Annotated in this window: 15 protein-coding genes; 10 read left to right on the forward strand and 5 right to left on the reverse strand. The window is 31.8% G+C overall.

Annotated features, from left to right (window positions below; all coding sequences use genetic code 11):
- Positions 1–17: 17 nt before the first annotated feature.
- Complete coding sequence (locus AWE51_RS17165; protein WP_066315803.1) at positions 18–290, reverse strand: hypothetical protein; 273 nt, start codon at positions 288–290, stop codon at positions 18–20.
- 285 nt (positions 291–575) lie between these two features.
- On the opposite strand from AWE51_RS17165, the gene AWE51_RS17170 reads away from it, so the two are divergent.
- Positions 576–2375: an AraC family transcriptional regulator gene (locus AWE51_RS17170; RefSeq protein WP_157766155.1), complete on the forward strand. Its 1800-nt coding sequence runs from the start codon at positions 576–578 to the stop codon at positions 2373–2375.
- Between the two features lie 77 nt (positions 2376–2452).
- Here AWE51_RS17170 and AWE51_RS17175 read toward each other — a convergent pair whose 3' ends face one another.
- Positions 2453–3991 (reverse strand): Rne/Rng family ribonuclease, encoded by a 1539-nt coding sequence (locus AWE51_RS17175; RefSeq protein ID WP_066315807.1) that lies wholly within the window; start codon positions 3989–3991, stop codon positions 2453–2455.
- Between the two features lie 285 nt (positions 3992–4276).
- Positions 4277–4567, reverse strand: coding sequence for an HU family DNA-binding protein (locus AWE51_RS17180; RefSeq protein WP_024768281.1), 291 nt, complete (start codon positions 4565–4567; stop codon positions 4277–4279).
- 129 nt (positions 4568–4696) lie between these two features.
- Between AWE51_RS17180 and mutY the strand changes: the two genes are divergently transcribed.
- The 8 genes from mutY (at position 4697) to rpmA (ending at position 10936) form a co-directional block, all read left to right on the forward strand.
- The gene (gene mutY, locus AWE51_RS17185; protein ID WP_066315810.1) at positions 4697–5767 is read left to right on the forward strand and encodes an A/G-specific adenine glycosylase; all 1071 of its coding nucleotides are present in this window, start codon (positions 4697–4699) and stop codon (positions 5765–5767) included.
- Positions 5768–6035: 268 nt separating this feature from the next.
- Positions 6036–6494, forward strand: coding sequence for a single-stranded DNA-binding protein (locus tag AWE51_RS17190; RefSeq protein ID WP_066315812.1), 459 nt, complete (start codon positions 6036–6038; stop codon positions 6492–6494).
- A gap of 24 nt (positions 6495–6518) precedes the next feature.
- A complete protein-coding gene (locus tag AWE51_RS17195) occupies positions 6519–7850 on the forward strand; it encodes a gliding motility-associated protein GldE (RefSeq protein WP_066315814.1) in 1332 nt (443 codons plus the stop codon).
- Positions 7831–8406: a gliding motility lipoprotein GldD gene (gene gldD / locus AWE51_RS17200; RefSeq protein WP_066315815.1), complete on the forward strand. Its 576-nt coding sequence runs from the start codon at positions 7831–7833 to the stop codon at positions 8404–8406. The genes AWE51_RS17195 and gldD overlap by 20 nt, the downstream gene beginning before the upstream one ends.
- A gap of 78 nt (positions 8407–8484) precedes the next feature.
- On the forward strand, positions 8485–9360 hold the full coding sequence (locus tag AWE51_RS17205; RefSeq protein ID WP_066315817.1) for a DMT family transporter: 876 nt from the start codon (positions 8485–8487) through the stop codon (positions 9358–9360).
- Between the two features lie 99 nt (positions 9361–9459).
- The gene (locus AWE51_RS17210) at positions 9460–9933 is read left to right on the forward strand and encodes a DUF4199 domain-containing protein (protein ID WP_066315819.1); all 474 of its coding nucleotides are present in this window, start codon (positions 9460–9462) and stop codon (positions 9931–9933) included.
- A gap of 157 nt (positions 9934–10090) precedes the next feature.
- Complete coding sequence (gene rplU / locus AWE51_RS17215) at positions 10091–10621, forward strand: 50S ribosomal protein L21 (protein ID WP_066315821.1); 531 nt, start codon at positions 10091–10093, stop codon at positions 10619–10621.
- Positions 10622–10675: 54 nt separating this feature from the next.
- A complete protein-coding gene (rpmA, locus tag AWE51_RS17220; protein WP_066315824.1) occupies positions 10676–10936 on the forward strand; it encodes a 50S ribosomal protein L27 in 261 nt (86 codons plus the stop codon).
- 69 nt (positions 10937–11005) lie between these two features.
- On the opposite strand, the gene AWE51_RS17225 is transcribed toward rpmA, so the two are convergent.
- Entirely contained in the window at positions 11006–11620 is a 615-nt protein-coding gene (locus AWE51_RS17225; protein WP_066315827.1) for a hypothetical protein, read from the reverse strand.
- Positions 11621–11686: 66 nt separating this feature from the next.
- On the opposite strand from AWE51_RS17225, the gene AWE51_RS17230 reads away from it, so the two are divergent.
- The gene (locus AWE51_RS17230; protein WP_066315833.1) at positions 11687–12025 is read left to right on the forward strand and encodes a hypothetical protein; all 339 of its coding nucleotides are present in this window, start codon (positions 11687–11689) and stop codon (positions 12023–12025) included.
- A 68-nt stretch (positions 12026–12093) separates the two neighbouring features.
- Here AWE51_RS17230 and AWE51_RS17235 read toward each other — a convergent pair whose 3' ends face one another.
- Positions 12094–15672 carry a M1 family aminopeptidase gene (locus AWE51_RS17235; RefSeq protein ID WP_066315834.1) on the reverse strand — a complete coding sequence of 1193 codons (3579 nt, stop codon included), beginning with the start codon at positions 15670–15672 and terminating at the stop codon, positions 12094–12096.
- Between the last annotated feature and the right edge of the window lie 12 nt (positions 15673–15684).

Below are 15684 nucleotides of genomic sequence, written 5' to 3' on the forward strand. Positions count from 1 at the left end.
TTTTTAACAAGGTTAGGTTATCCCACAAAAGGATTCAGCCTACTACTGTTTCCTTCCTTCTCATAAAACCCGCAAGCAAAATTCACTTCTTCTTGATAGATAAAACTTTGTAAAGTCATATCATAGACTATGGGAGCATTTAAAGCTTTCATGGTGTTTAATATTCGGTATAATTTGGTTTTTGAGACTCCTAATCGATCTGCAAATACTTCTGGTGACCCAGTGGCTTGTAACCGAATTAATTTATCGATTCGGTCTATAATTTGAATGTGTTTGATAATACTACTCATTTTTAATTCCCTGTATTTTATTAAATAATCACGATTGTATATGCAAAGTATGAGATTGTTTACGTTATACTTTATGTGGGGTAAGTTGCGTGACAACATGATTTTTGATCTGGCCAAATGTAAGATCATGGTGTACTTAAAAACAAGTAAAGTATATCGGTTTTGATAAAATCAGAGCCTTTATGATTTATGTAATAGATTGATAATCAACTCAAAGAAAACGATTGATTGTTTTTAGGGTTAGGCGTTTCTAAAGCTTAAAAAGTTAGTTTAAAGCGATGTATTTTGAGTAAGAAATTGGGGATGTACCACATTATTTTGATATTTTTGAACGACTCAGAAAAACTACCTATGCACGCTCGCCAACTTATCCTGTTTCTTTTTTTATGCTCTTGTTTAGGATATGGGCAATCTTTTAAGATTCCGGATTCTTTAGCAAGTTTAAGTTATGAAGAACTTAGTAATAAGTTTTATAAAGAATTGCGAGCTAATAAAGAATTAACAATGTTATACGCCAAAACCTATTTACAAAAAGCAAAAAACGATAAAGATTCTATCGAAATAAGTATAGGGTATAGTTTTGTTGGATTTACTTTTGATGAAAAAACGCATCACATTCAACAATTAACATATTTAGATAGTGCAATTGCCGTATGTAAAAAAACAAATAATAATAGATATCCTTTACTTCATTATATTAGTAAAGCTGCAATATATGAAGAAAAAGGAAGTTTTAAACAAGCTTTAAATAATTACTTAATAGCAATAGAATTAGCAAAAAAATCACAGAATAATCATTTAGAGTTCATTACAAAAGATAATATTGCTCTATTAAAAAGAAAATTGGGAAAATATAAAGAAGCAAAAGCTATTTATAGACAATCTCTTTATTATAGGATTAATAAGGAAAAAATGACACGTAAAGATTCTTTGAATTATTTTTTAACGCTATCAGATTTGGTAAATATATATAGGTTAGAAAATCAGATAGATTCAGCTCGTGTGTTAAATAAAAAAGGAATTATAGCTATAAAAAATGAAAAGATAGTTCAAAAAGGATTGAATTTGGATCTTTTATTTAAATTTAATGAAACCTTATTAGGTTACTATGATGGGGAATATATCAGAGTTATTAAAAGTACAAAGAAACTATTATCGGAACTATTAAAGCCTAAAAACAGATATTTCTTTTATACGGAGGATTTGATTAATGCTTACTTGTATATAGGGAAATCGTATGAAGCATTGGATAATCAGGAAAAAGCGATTATATATTATCAAAAAATAGACTCTATCGCTGAAACAGATTATATTTTGCCTCAAACAGTATCGGCATATAAGAGTTTAATTAGTCATTATAAATCCTTAGGAGATAAAGATCAACAATTGTTTTATTTGAATAAGTTATTACGTTCAGATAGTATTTTACATAGTAATTATCGGGATTTAAGCAATAAATTGGTTAAAGAATACGACACCCCCAACCTGCTTAAAGAAAAAAAACAATTGATCGCATCTTTAAAAGGAGAAAAGAAAGAAAGTTCTAATCAAGTGATCTTAGTTTCCTTGTTTTTGGCACTAAGTCTTGGGGGTACTGGGTACTACTATTATAAACAACAGCGCTATAAACAACGATTTAAACAATTGGTCGCAGCCAATGCCAGACAAGAGAGTACAAAGAAAAAATCTCCTAAAAATGCTATAGGTATAGATGCCATAAGCAAAGAAACTTTAGAAAGTTTGTTAGCGCATTTACAAAAGTTTGAGGAGAATAAAGGCTATTTAACTCCTAAAATAAATGCTAAAGACCTTGCAAAACAATTTGGATCAAACTCTAGTTATTTATCTGTGGTCGTGAATACGTATAAGCAAAAAAGTTTAAGCCAGTATATTAGTGATTTACGTATCGATTATGCGGTTAAAAAACTACAAGAAGATCCAAAGTTTAGAAAATATACGATCAAAGCCATTGCACAAGAAGTAGGGTTTAATACGGCAGAAGCATTTGCCAAAGCTTTTTATAAGAAAACAGGGATTTATCCGTCGTATTTTATAAAAAAACTAGGATTTCATGATAATGCTTAGATAAAAGTATTTGTCAAATCGTTTAGAACGAAATTAAAAACAAAAAACCCGGCACTTTTACAAGGCCGGGTTTTATATTACTTTATCACTTCACCATCTTTATCGTGAAAGTGATATTCTAAATACGTGTAAGCGTCTCTAGGTACAATCTTAACCCATCGTTTGTGGTCTAAAAACCATTTTGATCGGGTGGATGGAAATCCTTTTGTTAAAAAAGCTGCAATAAAAGGGTGCGCACTCAGCGTTATCTTTTTATGTTCTTTTTTAATTAATTTTTCTAATTCGACCTTTATTTTCTCTACCAAAACGATAGGCGCCTCAACTTCGCCGCTTGTTCCGTTAGGATTTTCCTCACGGGTTTTGATATTCATTTCTGGTCGTACACGCTGTCGCGTGATTTGGATCAAGCCAAATTTACTTGGCGGTAAAATTTTATGCTTCGCCCTGTCGTCTTTCATCTCTTCTCTTAAATGATTAAAGAGGGTTCTACGGTTATCGGCATTATTCATATCGATAAAATCGACTACGATAATACCTCCCATATCTCTTAGACGTAGTTGGCGGGCTACTTCAGCTGCACTAATTAAATTTACTTCTAGTGCAGTATCTTCTTGATTTTTGGCTTTGTTAGAACGGTTACCACTATTTACGTCGATTACATGCATAGCTTCTGTATGCTCGATCACTAAATAGGCTCCCTTACTCATTGATACCGTTTTACCAAAACTCGTTTTGATTTGCCTTTCAATACCATGTTTTTCAAAAATAGGTACTTTAGGACTATGAAGTTTTACAATTGACTCCTTTTTGGGTGCAATTTCTTGCAGATACTCTTTGATTCTGTTGCAGAGTTCTTCATCGTCTACAACAATAGATGTAAAGGTGTCATTAAACACATCTCTTAAAATAGAGGATGCTCTGTTCATTTCACCTAATACTTTTGATGGATGGTGTGCTTTGTACATTTTTTTGCACATTGCAGTCCAGCGGTCCACCAAATTTTGCAAATCTTTATCTAGTTCTGCTACTTTTTTGCCTTCAGCTACTGTACGTACAATAATTCCGAAACCTTTAGGTCGGATACTCTTTACGAGTCTTTTTAAACGTTCTTTCTCTTCTGTAGATTCTATTTTTTGCGAAATAGATACCCTATTAGAAAACGGAACGAGAACGATATATCTTCCGGCAATCGAAAGCTCAGAGCTTATTCGAGGGCCTTTAGTAGATATAGGTTCTTTTACTATCTGTACTAGTAGTGATTGATTTGATTTTAACACATTGGTGATTACACCGTGTTTATCAATGTCATTCTCAAAAGGAAAATCCTTAAGAGAATAATTTTTTAATTTACCTGTGCTTACACGTTTAATGAATTTAAGTAAAGAAGATACTTGAGGGCCCAGATCGTGATAATGCAAAAAAGCATCTTTTTCATAGCCTACATTAACAAATGCAGCATTTAAACCTGGGACAGATTTACGAATTTTGGCAATAAAAATATCACCAACCGCAAAATTACTGTCGTCTTCTTCCTTATGTAATTCAATTAGTTTTCCATCTTTTAATAAGGCAAAATCTGTAGAGGAACCAGATCTAATGATCAATTCGTTGTTCACTCGTTTTTAGATTTTTATCCACCCCATAATCGCGGGACAGATGGATTAAACAAAATTTTCTCACAGGAATTTAATAATTCCGTAGAAATAAACCAGAGTAATCAATTAAGAAAACCTGCTTTACTTCGATTTCAAAGAACTAAAATTTTTAACCAAAAAAAGTAGTTAGAAACTACTTTTTCTTATGACGGTTGGCTCTTCTTCTTTTTTTACGCTTATGCGTAGCCACCTTGTGTCTTTTACGTTTTTTACCACTTGGCATAGTTGTATACTGTTTATTTATTATTATTTAACTTCTACATTTGTTTTAACACCTTCTACAAAAACTTTAGCAGGCTTAAATGCTGGTATGTTGTGAGCTGGTATTTTGATTGTAGTATTTTTAGAAATATTACGACCAGTTTTTTCTGCTCTTGTTTTGATGATAAAGCTACCAAATCCTCTAAGATAAACGTTATCTCCGCTTTCTAAAGAACTTTTTACTTCTTCCATGAATGTTTCAACTGTTGCTTGAACATCTCCTTTTTCTATTCCTAGCTTTTCTGAAATTTTTGCTACGATATCTGCTTTAGTCATTATTTACCTATTTAGGGGTTTTTAAATTTTCAAGGGGGCAAATATATGAATTTAAAATCCAAAATATCAATACTTAAGATGAAATTATCATCTTTAATCGTTTAATTTTGCAAAACTTATAATTTTACTATGAAATTTTCTAAAAAACTCATAACGTGGTACTTACAAAACAAAAGATCCATGCCATGGAGAAAAACTACCGATCCTTATCGAATTTGGCTTAGTGAAATTATATTACAACAGACTCGAGTTGCGCAAGGATTACCATATTATTTGTCGTTTACTGAAACTTTTCCAACTGTTTTTGATCTTGCAAATGCAAACGAAGAACAGGTATTAAAATTATGGCAAGGATTAGGCTATTACTCTAGAGCTAGAAACCTGCATGCAACGGCAAAATATGTGGCCAATGATCTCAATGGTGTTTTTCCGGATACATATATTGGTCTTTTAAAATTAAAAGGTGTTGGAGATTACACGGCAAGTGCCATTGCATCTATATGCTATAAAGAAGCAGTGCCCGTGGTAGATGGAAATGTATATAGAGTGTTATCAAGATATTTTGGAATAGAAACACCTATTAATAGTACCGAAGGGGTTAAGGAGTTTAAAAAACTTGCCATAAGCTTAATGGATCATGATGAGCCTGCTGATTATAATCAGGCAATTATGGAGTTTGGAGCCTTGCAATGTAAACCTAAAAATCCCTATTGTATTGTATGTCCTCTTAATGATAGTTGTGAGAGTCAGAAAAATGGGAAAGTCACCGTACTCCCTGTTAAGCTCAAAAAGCTTAAAATAAAAAAAAGATACTTTAATTATATAGTACTCCTTATTAATAATAGCCAAACGATTATTCAACAGCGAGTAGGTAATGGTATCTGGAAAGGATTGTATGAATTTCCTTTAATAGAAAATGAAACTATAGATATAACAAAAATAACATCAGATACAACTATTAAAAATATAATAGAAGACAAGAATCATGAGATTGTACCTTATAATGAGGATCCAATTATACATAAGCTATCGCATCAGCATTTATACACAAAGTTTTATATTATTAGATTAGATGCTATTGGAGTGATCAGTAAAAATCAAAAGCTCATTGATTATAAGGATATAAAAACATATCCTGTTCCTATATTACTGGGTAATTTTATAGATTCTTTTTTTGAAGAAACTGTGGTTTCAGAATAAAAGAAGAAAAAATGTATTTGATTTAAGAGTTATAGTATATGATTAGAGGATGTTAACGCAGACTTAAAACATTGACTAACTCAACTAGTATGATCTTATGTTTGTCGATTTTTTATTACATTTACTAGATAACGTAATTATTTTATGAGTACTTAAGAATAAGAAGCATTCTTATAGCGTTATTTGTAAAGGTTTATTATTTCTTTGTAATCTGTAAACCGTGAATTTGTAGCGATACTAAATTCATTAAACACAAACCATAATTATAATGTCAGGAACACTAAATAAAGTAATGCTAATTGGGCATACAGGAGATGAGGTAAAGATGCATTGGTTTGAAGGCGGAAATTGTATCGGAAGATTTCCACTGGCAACTAATGATTCTTATGTGAATAAGAGCACAAATGAGAGAGTCGTTACAACCGAGTGGCATAATATTGTAGTGCGCAATAAAGCAGCCGAAATTTGCGAAAAATACCTTAATAAAGGAGATAAAATTTATATTGAAGGACGGCTTAAAACTAGAAAATGGCAAGACGACCAGGGTAAAGACAGGTATAGTACAGAGATACAATGTACAGATTTTACGTTTCTAACACCCAAAAATGAAAGTCAAGTCTCTGGACAACAAACTCAGAGTACACCACAGATGAATACACCTTCGGTACAGACGCAGGAAACTTCATCTACTTCACCAGATACAGAAGATGACGATCTTCCGTTCTGATATGTATAACTAAACAAGCATAAATTGGACCCTGATCCCGAACCTATATTTATTTCATTACTAGCTTTTGATATCATGCAACCCATAAATTTGGTTGTATTATTTATATTACTGTTCTTTTCTGCCTTAATATCAGGTAGTGAAGTAGCATTGTTTTCTTTAACTCCAACAGATCTTAAGGATGAGGAGAATACTTCTAAGAATTTAAGTATTGTATCAAGATTATTAGATAACCCTAAAAAACTATTGGCTACAATATTAGTTGCTAATAATTTTATCAATATCGCTATTGTATTACTTTTTACAAGCTTAGGCGAAACGTATTTTAATGGTATTACTACAAAATATTGGGGTTGGTTAGATGTTAGGTTTGTTCTAGAAGTAGTTATCGTTACGTTTTTAATCTTGCTTTTTGGTGAAATTTTACCAAAAATTTATGCCAGTAGAAATAGTGTGAAATTTGCCAAATTTATGGCAAGACCTTTGGGTATTTTGGATTGGGTATTCACGCCTATTAGTCTTCCAATGCGAAGTGTAACAGTAGGAATTCATAATCGATTAGGGAAACAAAAATCAAATATTAGCGTAGATCAGTTGTCACAAGCTTTAGAGTTAACATCAGATACTGATACTACAGTCGAAGAGAAAAAAATACTAGAAGGCATCGTTTCTTTTGGAAATACTGATGCTAAGCAGGTTATGAGACCGCGTTTGGATATCTTTGCACTAAATAATGAATCGGTTTATAAGGAAATTCTACCAGAAATAATAGAGAATGGATACTCCAGAATACCAGTTTATGAGGAGAGTATCGATAAAGTTATAGGTATTTTATATGTGAAAGATTTACTACCGCATATTAATAAAACAAAATTTGATTGGACAAATTTGCTTAGAGAACCCTATTTTGTGCCAGAAAACAAAAAACTAGATGATTTACTAAATGATTTTAAGAAAAAAAGAAATCATTTGGCTATTGTTGTAGATGAATATGGCGGTACAAGTGGTTTAATTTCATTAGAGGATATTATAGAAGAGATTGTTGGTGAAATTAGTGATGAGTTTGATGATGAAGATCTAATATTTTCAAAATTAGATGATCAGAACTATGTTTTCGAAGGAAGAACAGCATTAAAAGATTTTTATAAAGTATTGAAACTAGAAGACAATAGTCTTTTTGAAGATAAAAAAGGTGATGCAGAAACTATTGCAGGACTTTTGCTAGAGATGTCAGGGAGTTTTCCTAAAAGAGGAGATACCCTTAACTTAGGTGCATATACCTTTAAAGTAGAGTCATTAGATAATAAGAGAATAAAACAGGTGAAACTAACAATTAATGAAGAATACCATAGTTAGATGCTCGATATTGGGGAGTATACTTTTATTGATATGCTCATGTGCGGGAGAAGTAATTCCAAAGCCAAAAGGAATGCTAAGATTAAGCTATCCAGAACCAAAGTATATAGAAGTTACATCTCCATGTCCTTATACTTTTGAGAAGAATGAATTTTCTGAACTTAAAAGAGCTCGAAGAAATAGAAAATGTTGGTATAATCTGGAGTATAAAAAACTAAAGGCGACAATGTACCTCTCTTATTATAGGGTAGATAATAACTTAGATTCCTTATTAAGAGATGCCCAGAACTTAACGCAAGAACATGTAGTTAAAGCAGATGGTATTATTCAAGGGCCATTTGTAGATGAAAAAAATAAAGTATTCGGTATGTTTTATGAGGTATCCGGAGATGCAGCTTCCCAATCTCAATTTTACCTAACCGATAGCACGCGTCATTTTCTAGTAGGTTCTATATATTTTGAAGTAAAACCTAATTATGATTCGATCTTACCGGCTGCCGATTATTTACGAAATGATATGAGGCATCTTATGGAAACTTTAAGGTGGGTCGAATAGCTAAACCTTAGTTAATTTTCTTTCAAAACGAATCTATTTGTTTATAATTTTATCATTTTTGCAGCTTAATTTCGGGAAATGCAAAATAGTAAACTAAAATGGTTGTATCTCGTAATACTATCCTTAGTTTGGGGAAGCTCTTTTATACTTATTAAAAAATCTCTTGTTGGTCTTACTCCAATGCAATTAGGGGCACTAAGGACGCTATTTGCAGCAATTTTCTTATTTTTAATTGGTTTTAGAAGTTTAAAAACTATTTCAGCTTCAGACTGGAAATGGGTAACGATATCAGCATTTGCAGGAACCTTTATTCCAGCATTTTTGTTTGCCTTTGCAGAAACTGAAATCGATAGTGGCATTGCTTCCATTCTAAACTCTACGACACCTTTAGTTACTCTAATTTTAGGAGTGCTAGTGTTTTCAGTTCAATTTAACAAAAATCAATTAATAGGAATTTTAGTCGGCTTTGTGGGCTGTTTGGCATTAATATTTGAAGGTGCGTCGGTCAACCCAAATCAAAATTATTGGTATGCTTTGTTGGTGCTGTGTGCAGCAGTATGTTATGCTATTAATGTAAATATTATTAAGAAATACATGCAACATATATCGCCAATGGCTATTGCTAATGGAAATTTTATAGTGTTGGTTATACCTGCTCTTATCATTCTTGGTTTTTCTGGTTTTTTTAGCGCTGATGTGATTGTTGATCCTAAGGTGCAAACCAGTCTTATATTTGTGGCGATACTTGCGGTTGTTGGAACAGGTATTGCTAAGGTATTGTTTAATAAGCTGATACAGATAAGTACGCCTGTGTTTGCAACTTCGGTAACCTATACTATACCCATTATAGCACTATTGTGGGGAGTATTAGATCATGAGAAATTTACAATATATCAGGTGTTTGCAGCTGGAATTATTATTCTAGGAGTTTATATAACTAACAAGAGTAAATAATCATCTATTGTACTGTTAGACAATAAATTAACAACCTTTTAAGGTTGAAAGAGACTCAATCTTCATATATTTAAGATACAATCTTAAAGAAATTAAGCTATGAAAAAGTCTACTATTCCAGTTAAATACGGAGTTCTAATTGCTCTAGGACTTATTATTTATTTTTTGATTCTTGCTTTAATAGGAGTGCAAACTAATCCAGTTTTTAGTTTGGGGAATGGTTTTATTGTTGCCTATGGTTTATACATTGCCATGAAAAAATATAAAAAAGAAAAAAGTAGCGATTTTGATTATCAAAAAGGGTTTATGGCTGGTCTTTTTACAGGATTTAATGCTACACTTATTTTTACTATTTTCTTTGCTATCTACGTTACTAATATAAATACGAGTTTCTTGCCAGAAATGTTAGCTAATTGGAGTTCTCATTATCATGTTGGAGTGGGTATAGTAGTCTTTATTGCTGCTATAATGGGCTTTGCTACCACATTTGTTCTTACACTATCTTTTATGCAGTTATTTAAAGAAAGTTGGAACCCTAAAAGAAGTCGTAACTCAAGACCAGTTGAGATATAATGATACGAGATCTTAAAACTAATTAAATCATATGAAAATTAAGGGTTTAATTAGTACGAAATATTTGTGATTTAATTAATTAGGAGTATATTTGCACCCGCCTATTACGAAATAGGTGTAGTTCTTTTATTTAAAATAATTAATTAAACGTTACGCTATGTACGCAATTGTAGAGATAGCAGGGCAGCAATTTAAAGTTGCAAAAGACCAAAAAGTATTTGTACATCGTTTAGCAGGAGAAGAAGGAGATAAAGTTTCTTTCGATAAAGTTCTTCTTGCAGCCGATGGAGATAATGTTACTTTAGGCGCCCCAGCTATAGATGGAGCTCAAGTAGGAGCAAAAATCACAAGACACCTAAAAGGTGATAAAGTTATTGTTTTCAAGAAAAAGAGACGTAAAGGATACCGTGTTAAAAATGGTCATCGTCAATCTCTTACTGAAATTGTTATTGAAAGCATTGTAACTTCTGGTGCTAAGAAAGCAGCACCAAAAAAAGCTGAGCCAAAAGCAAAAGCTGAAAAAGAAGTAAAAGCAGCTGCGCCAAAAGCAAAAGCTGAACCAAAAGCAAATACTGAAGATTTAAGCACTAAAACAGTTGCTGAATTGAAAGAATTGGCAAAAGCTAAAGGAATTTCAGGAATTTCTTCAATGAAGAAAGCTGAGTTGATTGAAGCTTTAAAAGGATAATAAAGAGAGAACAGGTAATACTGTTTAATAGTAATAATATAAAACCGAAAGAAAATGGCTCATAAAAAAGGAGTTGGTAGTTCGAAAAACGGTAGAGAATCAGAATCGAAACGCTTAGGTGTGAAGATTTTTGGTGGTCAAGCTGCTGTAGCTGGTAACATCATTGTAAGACAAAGAGGTACAGCTCATAAGCCAGGCGAAAATGTATACGCTGGTAAAGATCATACACTACACGCAAAGGTAGATGGTATGGTAAAATTTACTAAAAAGAAAGATAATAAGTCTTATGTTTCAATAGTTCCTTTTGAAGCGTAACTAAAGATCTTTCCTTTATAACAAAAAACCCTTCTTTTTAAAAGAAGGGTTTTTTGTTTTTATGCTTTTTTAATCTATATCCAGATTACAAATGTCTTCTTTATCTTGTAGTGCTAATAATTTCTTGTAAGAAGAAAGGATATTTTCTATCATAGTTTTATTACAATCTATATTTTTATTTTTGATAGTACTGGATAGCTCGATTTCGGGATTAGTTGCACGATCAATTGATTTTTCTTCAAAGGTTTTGTATAAACATTTTATAGGGGTTTCATCAACAAGATAAACACGTTTTTCTTCATATGTCCATACCTCGTTTGCGTATTCTTGTTCTTTTGGTGCACATTCATAATCCCAGTTCCATGAAGCATGATCAGAAAAATAAAAAATTAGCACATTGTCCCAGATATAGTAGTGATAATTATAATTGTTATGTCCTTGATTATAAGTATGATTAATGTAGACCAAAACATCATCGGCATAATAAAAACCTATCTGTATGTTTTTGCTATTATTGTCTTCACAATTACTTTGTAAAATAGTTTGTGTAAGCTCCTTTTTTTCAAGTAAATCTGTAATAATAGTGTATTTTTCTTTAATAGTTTTTATGCTTCCCTTTGTTTGCGAAAATCCTTTAAAAATGCCTAAAAGAAGAATAGAAAATAATGTTATGATTAGTTTCATTTTGTAAGGAGTATTAAACTAATTGTCTAAATTTACTATACCAAAATCATAAATCGAATAAAAACTATGAAAAATTCAATGATCCATACGTTGTGGTGTACACTATTTGTGTTATTTGTAACTTTTGAAATGGTGGCGCAAGATATCCCCAAGTATGATTATCTAGAGGTTATCGTTATTCAAAAGGCAAATAATAGCGGTAGAGTAAAGCGAATAAAAGTAGAAGAACAGCAGTCTCTTGAAGGAAAATCAATTACAGTAAAACAATTAGAAGATATAGAAAACACCTCGGACTTATTAAATTTTATGAATACTGCCAATTGGGAATTTGTAGATAGACAATCGATAGTTTCAGAAGAAAATGATCCTGTTTGGATGAGTTATATTTTCAAGAAAGCCAAATAAACAATTAAGCCCTAAGTGTTTTCAACTTAGGGCTATGTTGTGTTTAGGATATAAAATTTGAATACAAGTTATTCTTCATTTATATTTTTAATGTTATCATCATAAACTCGGTCTATTAATAGTTTTTTAGGATCAATAGCTGCTTTAATAGGTTGATCATTTATTTCAAATACAAAATTGGTTTCGTTTTTGTTGATTTTTACCCTTTTTTCATAGACTAATTTTTCTTCATCAGTATCCGCAAAAACACCTATGTCTATCCAGTCATTTATAGGTACTTTAGTTTCATTACCTAGGCTATCTGATTTTATTTTATAAGATTCGACTGTCATAGAAACTTCGTATTTTCCGTTATCTAATTTTTTATAAGAAGATTCTTTTATACGATTATCGTAAAGTGTAATTTCTTTAAACCAGTCTTTAATGATATATTTTAATGAATCGGGCACTTTTGGTTCTAGGTATTCCATAAAATCTAAAGAAGATGGATAAGGAGGGTGTTGATATTTGAATTCATTTAAGAATTCTTTCATTGCCTTATTTACTTTTTCTTCTCCTATGTAATCTTGTAGAGCGTATAGAATCACACTTCCTTTGCCATAATGGATATATCCTTGATTTTCTACTTTATATAAGGCGAGTTCTTTTTCTATTTCAGTACTTCTACCTCTTAGATATCGATCATGGTCATATTTTAAAAATTTACGCATTTTCATAGGTGTTTCTGCGATACTTTTTAAGGTCATAAGAGAAGAATACTCTGCAAAACTTTCGCTCATCATTGTTCCTCCCTGCATATTTGCTCCTACTACTTGGTGCGCCCACCATTGATGCCCCATTTCATGTGCAATTACAGCGTCAACGACATTGTTATCGGTTTCATCTTCTAGGTTAATAACGAACCCAATAGATTCAGAATAAGGCATTGTGCCAGGAAAAGCTTGTGCAAAGCTGGCATATCTCGGAAACTCGATAATTCTACATTGTTTATGGTAATATGGTCCAAAGTTTTTGGTGTAATATTCTAGTGATCTCTGAGTAGCGTCTAACATCATCTCGACATTATCACTATGTTTTGCATCGTAGTATATTTCTATATCGATGCCGTTCCATTTTCTAGTAGCAATTTCATATCTGGCAGAAATAAATGAATAAAAGTTTTGAGAAGCTTGATCCGATTTATAATGATAATAATTCCTTCCGTCTTCTATCCATTTTTTGTTCAATGAACCCGGTGCAATGGCTATTTGATCGCCTGCTGTAGAGATTATTGTTTCTACATTAATATAGTCAGATCGCCCATTGGTAAGGTAATTATTCATATGATATTGAGTCGGTCCTTTTTGTAACTTTGGAGTTCTTACTTTTGGTGGTAATCCATATTTTTTTCGAGCACTTTTTTCAGATAATTCAGCATTTTCATTGTACCCTAACCCCGGAAGGATCTGAAAATTATTTAAAAAAGTACCGTTCTGGATAATCCGAGTATTTCCTCTATCATCTGTGAAACCCTTGGTCCTATAATTATTGTTAATTTCAATTTCAATAGTTTGGTTTGGTTGTAATGGTATTTTAAGTTTGTAAATCAAATATCCAAAATCTTGATCTTCATAAACCAATTCTGATTGAGGTATTTTAAATGTAGTATCCCATTGGTTATCCATGTTAAAATGAATAGAGTCTAAAGGGGTTTTGTTCTCATTTGTAAGTGTTACTATCGCTTTGGTGTCTACATTTCTTTTGTTAGGATAAATGTCAATAAAATAATTAACACCTGTAACTTTAGGAATCTTAATATTCTTATACTTTTTATACTTCTTTTCGTACTCTGCAGCTAAAGCTTCTTCTTGATCAGAAGTCTTGTAAGGATTTAATACCTGGGTGTTATAGTATACAAAACCAGCAACAAAAACCCAAAGTCCTAGAATGGCTATAATCCATAGGCGATATGTTTTTGGAACCTGTTTTTTTGCAATTTTAATTCTATTCATTAAAGAACTCATTACGCCACGACTCCATACAGCACCCGCTATAAAAAGAGAAAGTAATGAGAACAATATCCAATAAAAATTAAACCATAGTGCACCTTTAAGTCCAGGGCCAAAAGCATTCATATCCGAATATTGTAATGATGGTCCCGCTCCGATAGTAAGCATGTTAGATTCAATATCAAAGATGTTTAACATTATTCCCCAAACAAAAATCACTAGTATAGAGATGAAATATCCAAGATACTTGTTGTTGAGTACTACTTGAATCATGATCATAACACCGCTCCAAATAATGTATATAGGAAGATTACTGTATAAAAAATCTAAAAAGTAAACATCTAATTCGATACGCGTAAAGCCATTTGATAATTGAAATAATACCCCACAAATCACAAAAAATACTTGAAGAATTATAGTAATACCAACTAAAGAAAAAGCTTTTGCCGCCAATGAAATAAAAGAAGTATGTGCAGTGGCGTCTACCACTTCATTAATTTTACTATCTCGATCTCGCCATACTAGTTCACCACTAAAAAATACTAAAATAATCACTGTGAAAAGCGAAGTGTTATCATTTATAGAATCTATTAATTTGTATGTTAGTGGGTAAGATTTTAATCCAAAATATTCAAAACCACCTAAAAGATCAGAAATAAGTATGATAGCGCTAAATAAAAATAGAATTTTAAAGGTTACACTTTTTACAATACTTAAGAAATTGGTATAGAAGAAACTCTTAAATTGAACCCATTCTGTTTTTACTGAGAATTGAGGGATCATATTGGGAAGAGAAAAACTTCTATTTTCTATTTCTTTTTCTTTACCTGTGGTTTTTACTTTTTTGTTTTTCTCTTTGAAAGAGAAACTAAAATAAGAAAGGAGTAATATGATAATCCCGATACAAGTCCATAATAATCTATTTTGAAATAAGATTCCGCTAAAACTAGGACTAATGCTATTTTTCTCTACAGGAGTAAAGTATTTTGTGTCTATAGAATACGTTCTAATTCCAAAAACGTCTGTTAGTGCGGCAATAGTTTCATTGTCAATGTCAGAAGTAAGTGTACCAGATACAATATAGGCTATGATAATGATTAATGCGCCTACAAATGAAACGACAGTACTTTTCCACTTGTGAGCCATTGTATATATAATAGTGCCAGCAAAAAACATATTGGGTAATATGAATAAGGCATAATTATTTATGAACGTTTCTAAATAAAAGCTACCAAATCTATCGGCATCAGTCCATCCAAAAATGGGAGCTAATAATGTACCAAGAATAGAACCTAAAAAAACCCCTAGCATCGGTATTGTAGATAATAGTAATCCTCCAAAAAATCTACCAAAGAAATACCCTGATTTACTTAGTGGTGTGCTAAAGAGGATTTCATTAAATCCATTATTATGATCTCTTAAGGCTGCATTATTAAAAAAAGCAGTAGCTATCATTAATCCAAAAATGGTCATGATAGCAGTGTATTGAGTTATGATATTAGGAGAGTTTTTGTAGATGTTTCCAACGGCTCCTCCAATTTGGATATTGTCACTTGCCGTAGCTCCAAAAACCATTAATGTCATTAAAAGCAACATAATATACACCAAAGGTTGTTTCAATGTATACTTTAATTCTGATAAGAAAAAATTTTTAAACATAGTTTTCTGGCT

Source organism: Aquimarina aggregata (genome assembly GCF_001632745.1).
In the GTDB taxonomy this organism is placed as follows: domain Bacteria; phylum Bacteroidota; class Bacteroidia; order Flavobacteriales; family Flavobacteriaceae; genus Aquimarina; species Aquimarina aggregata.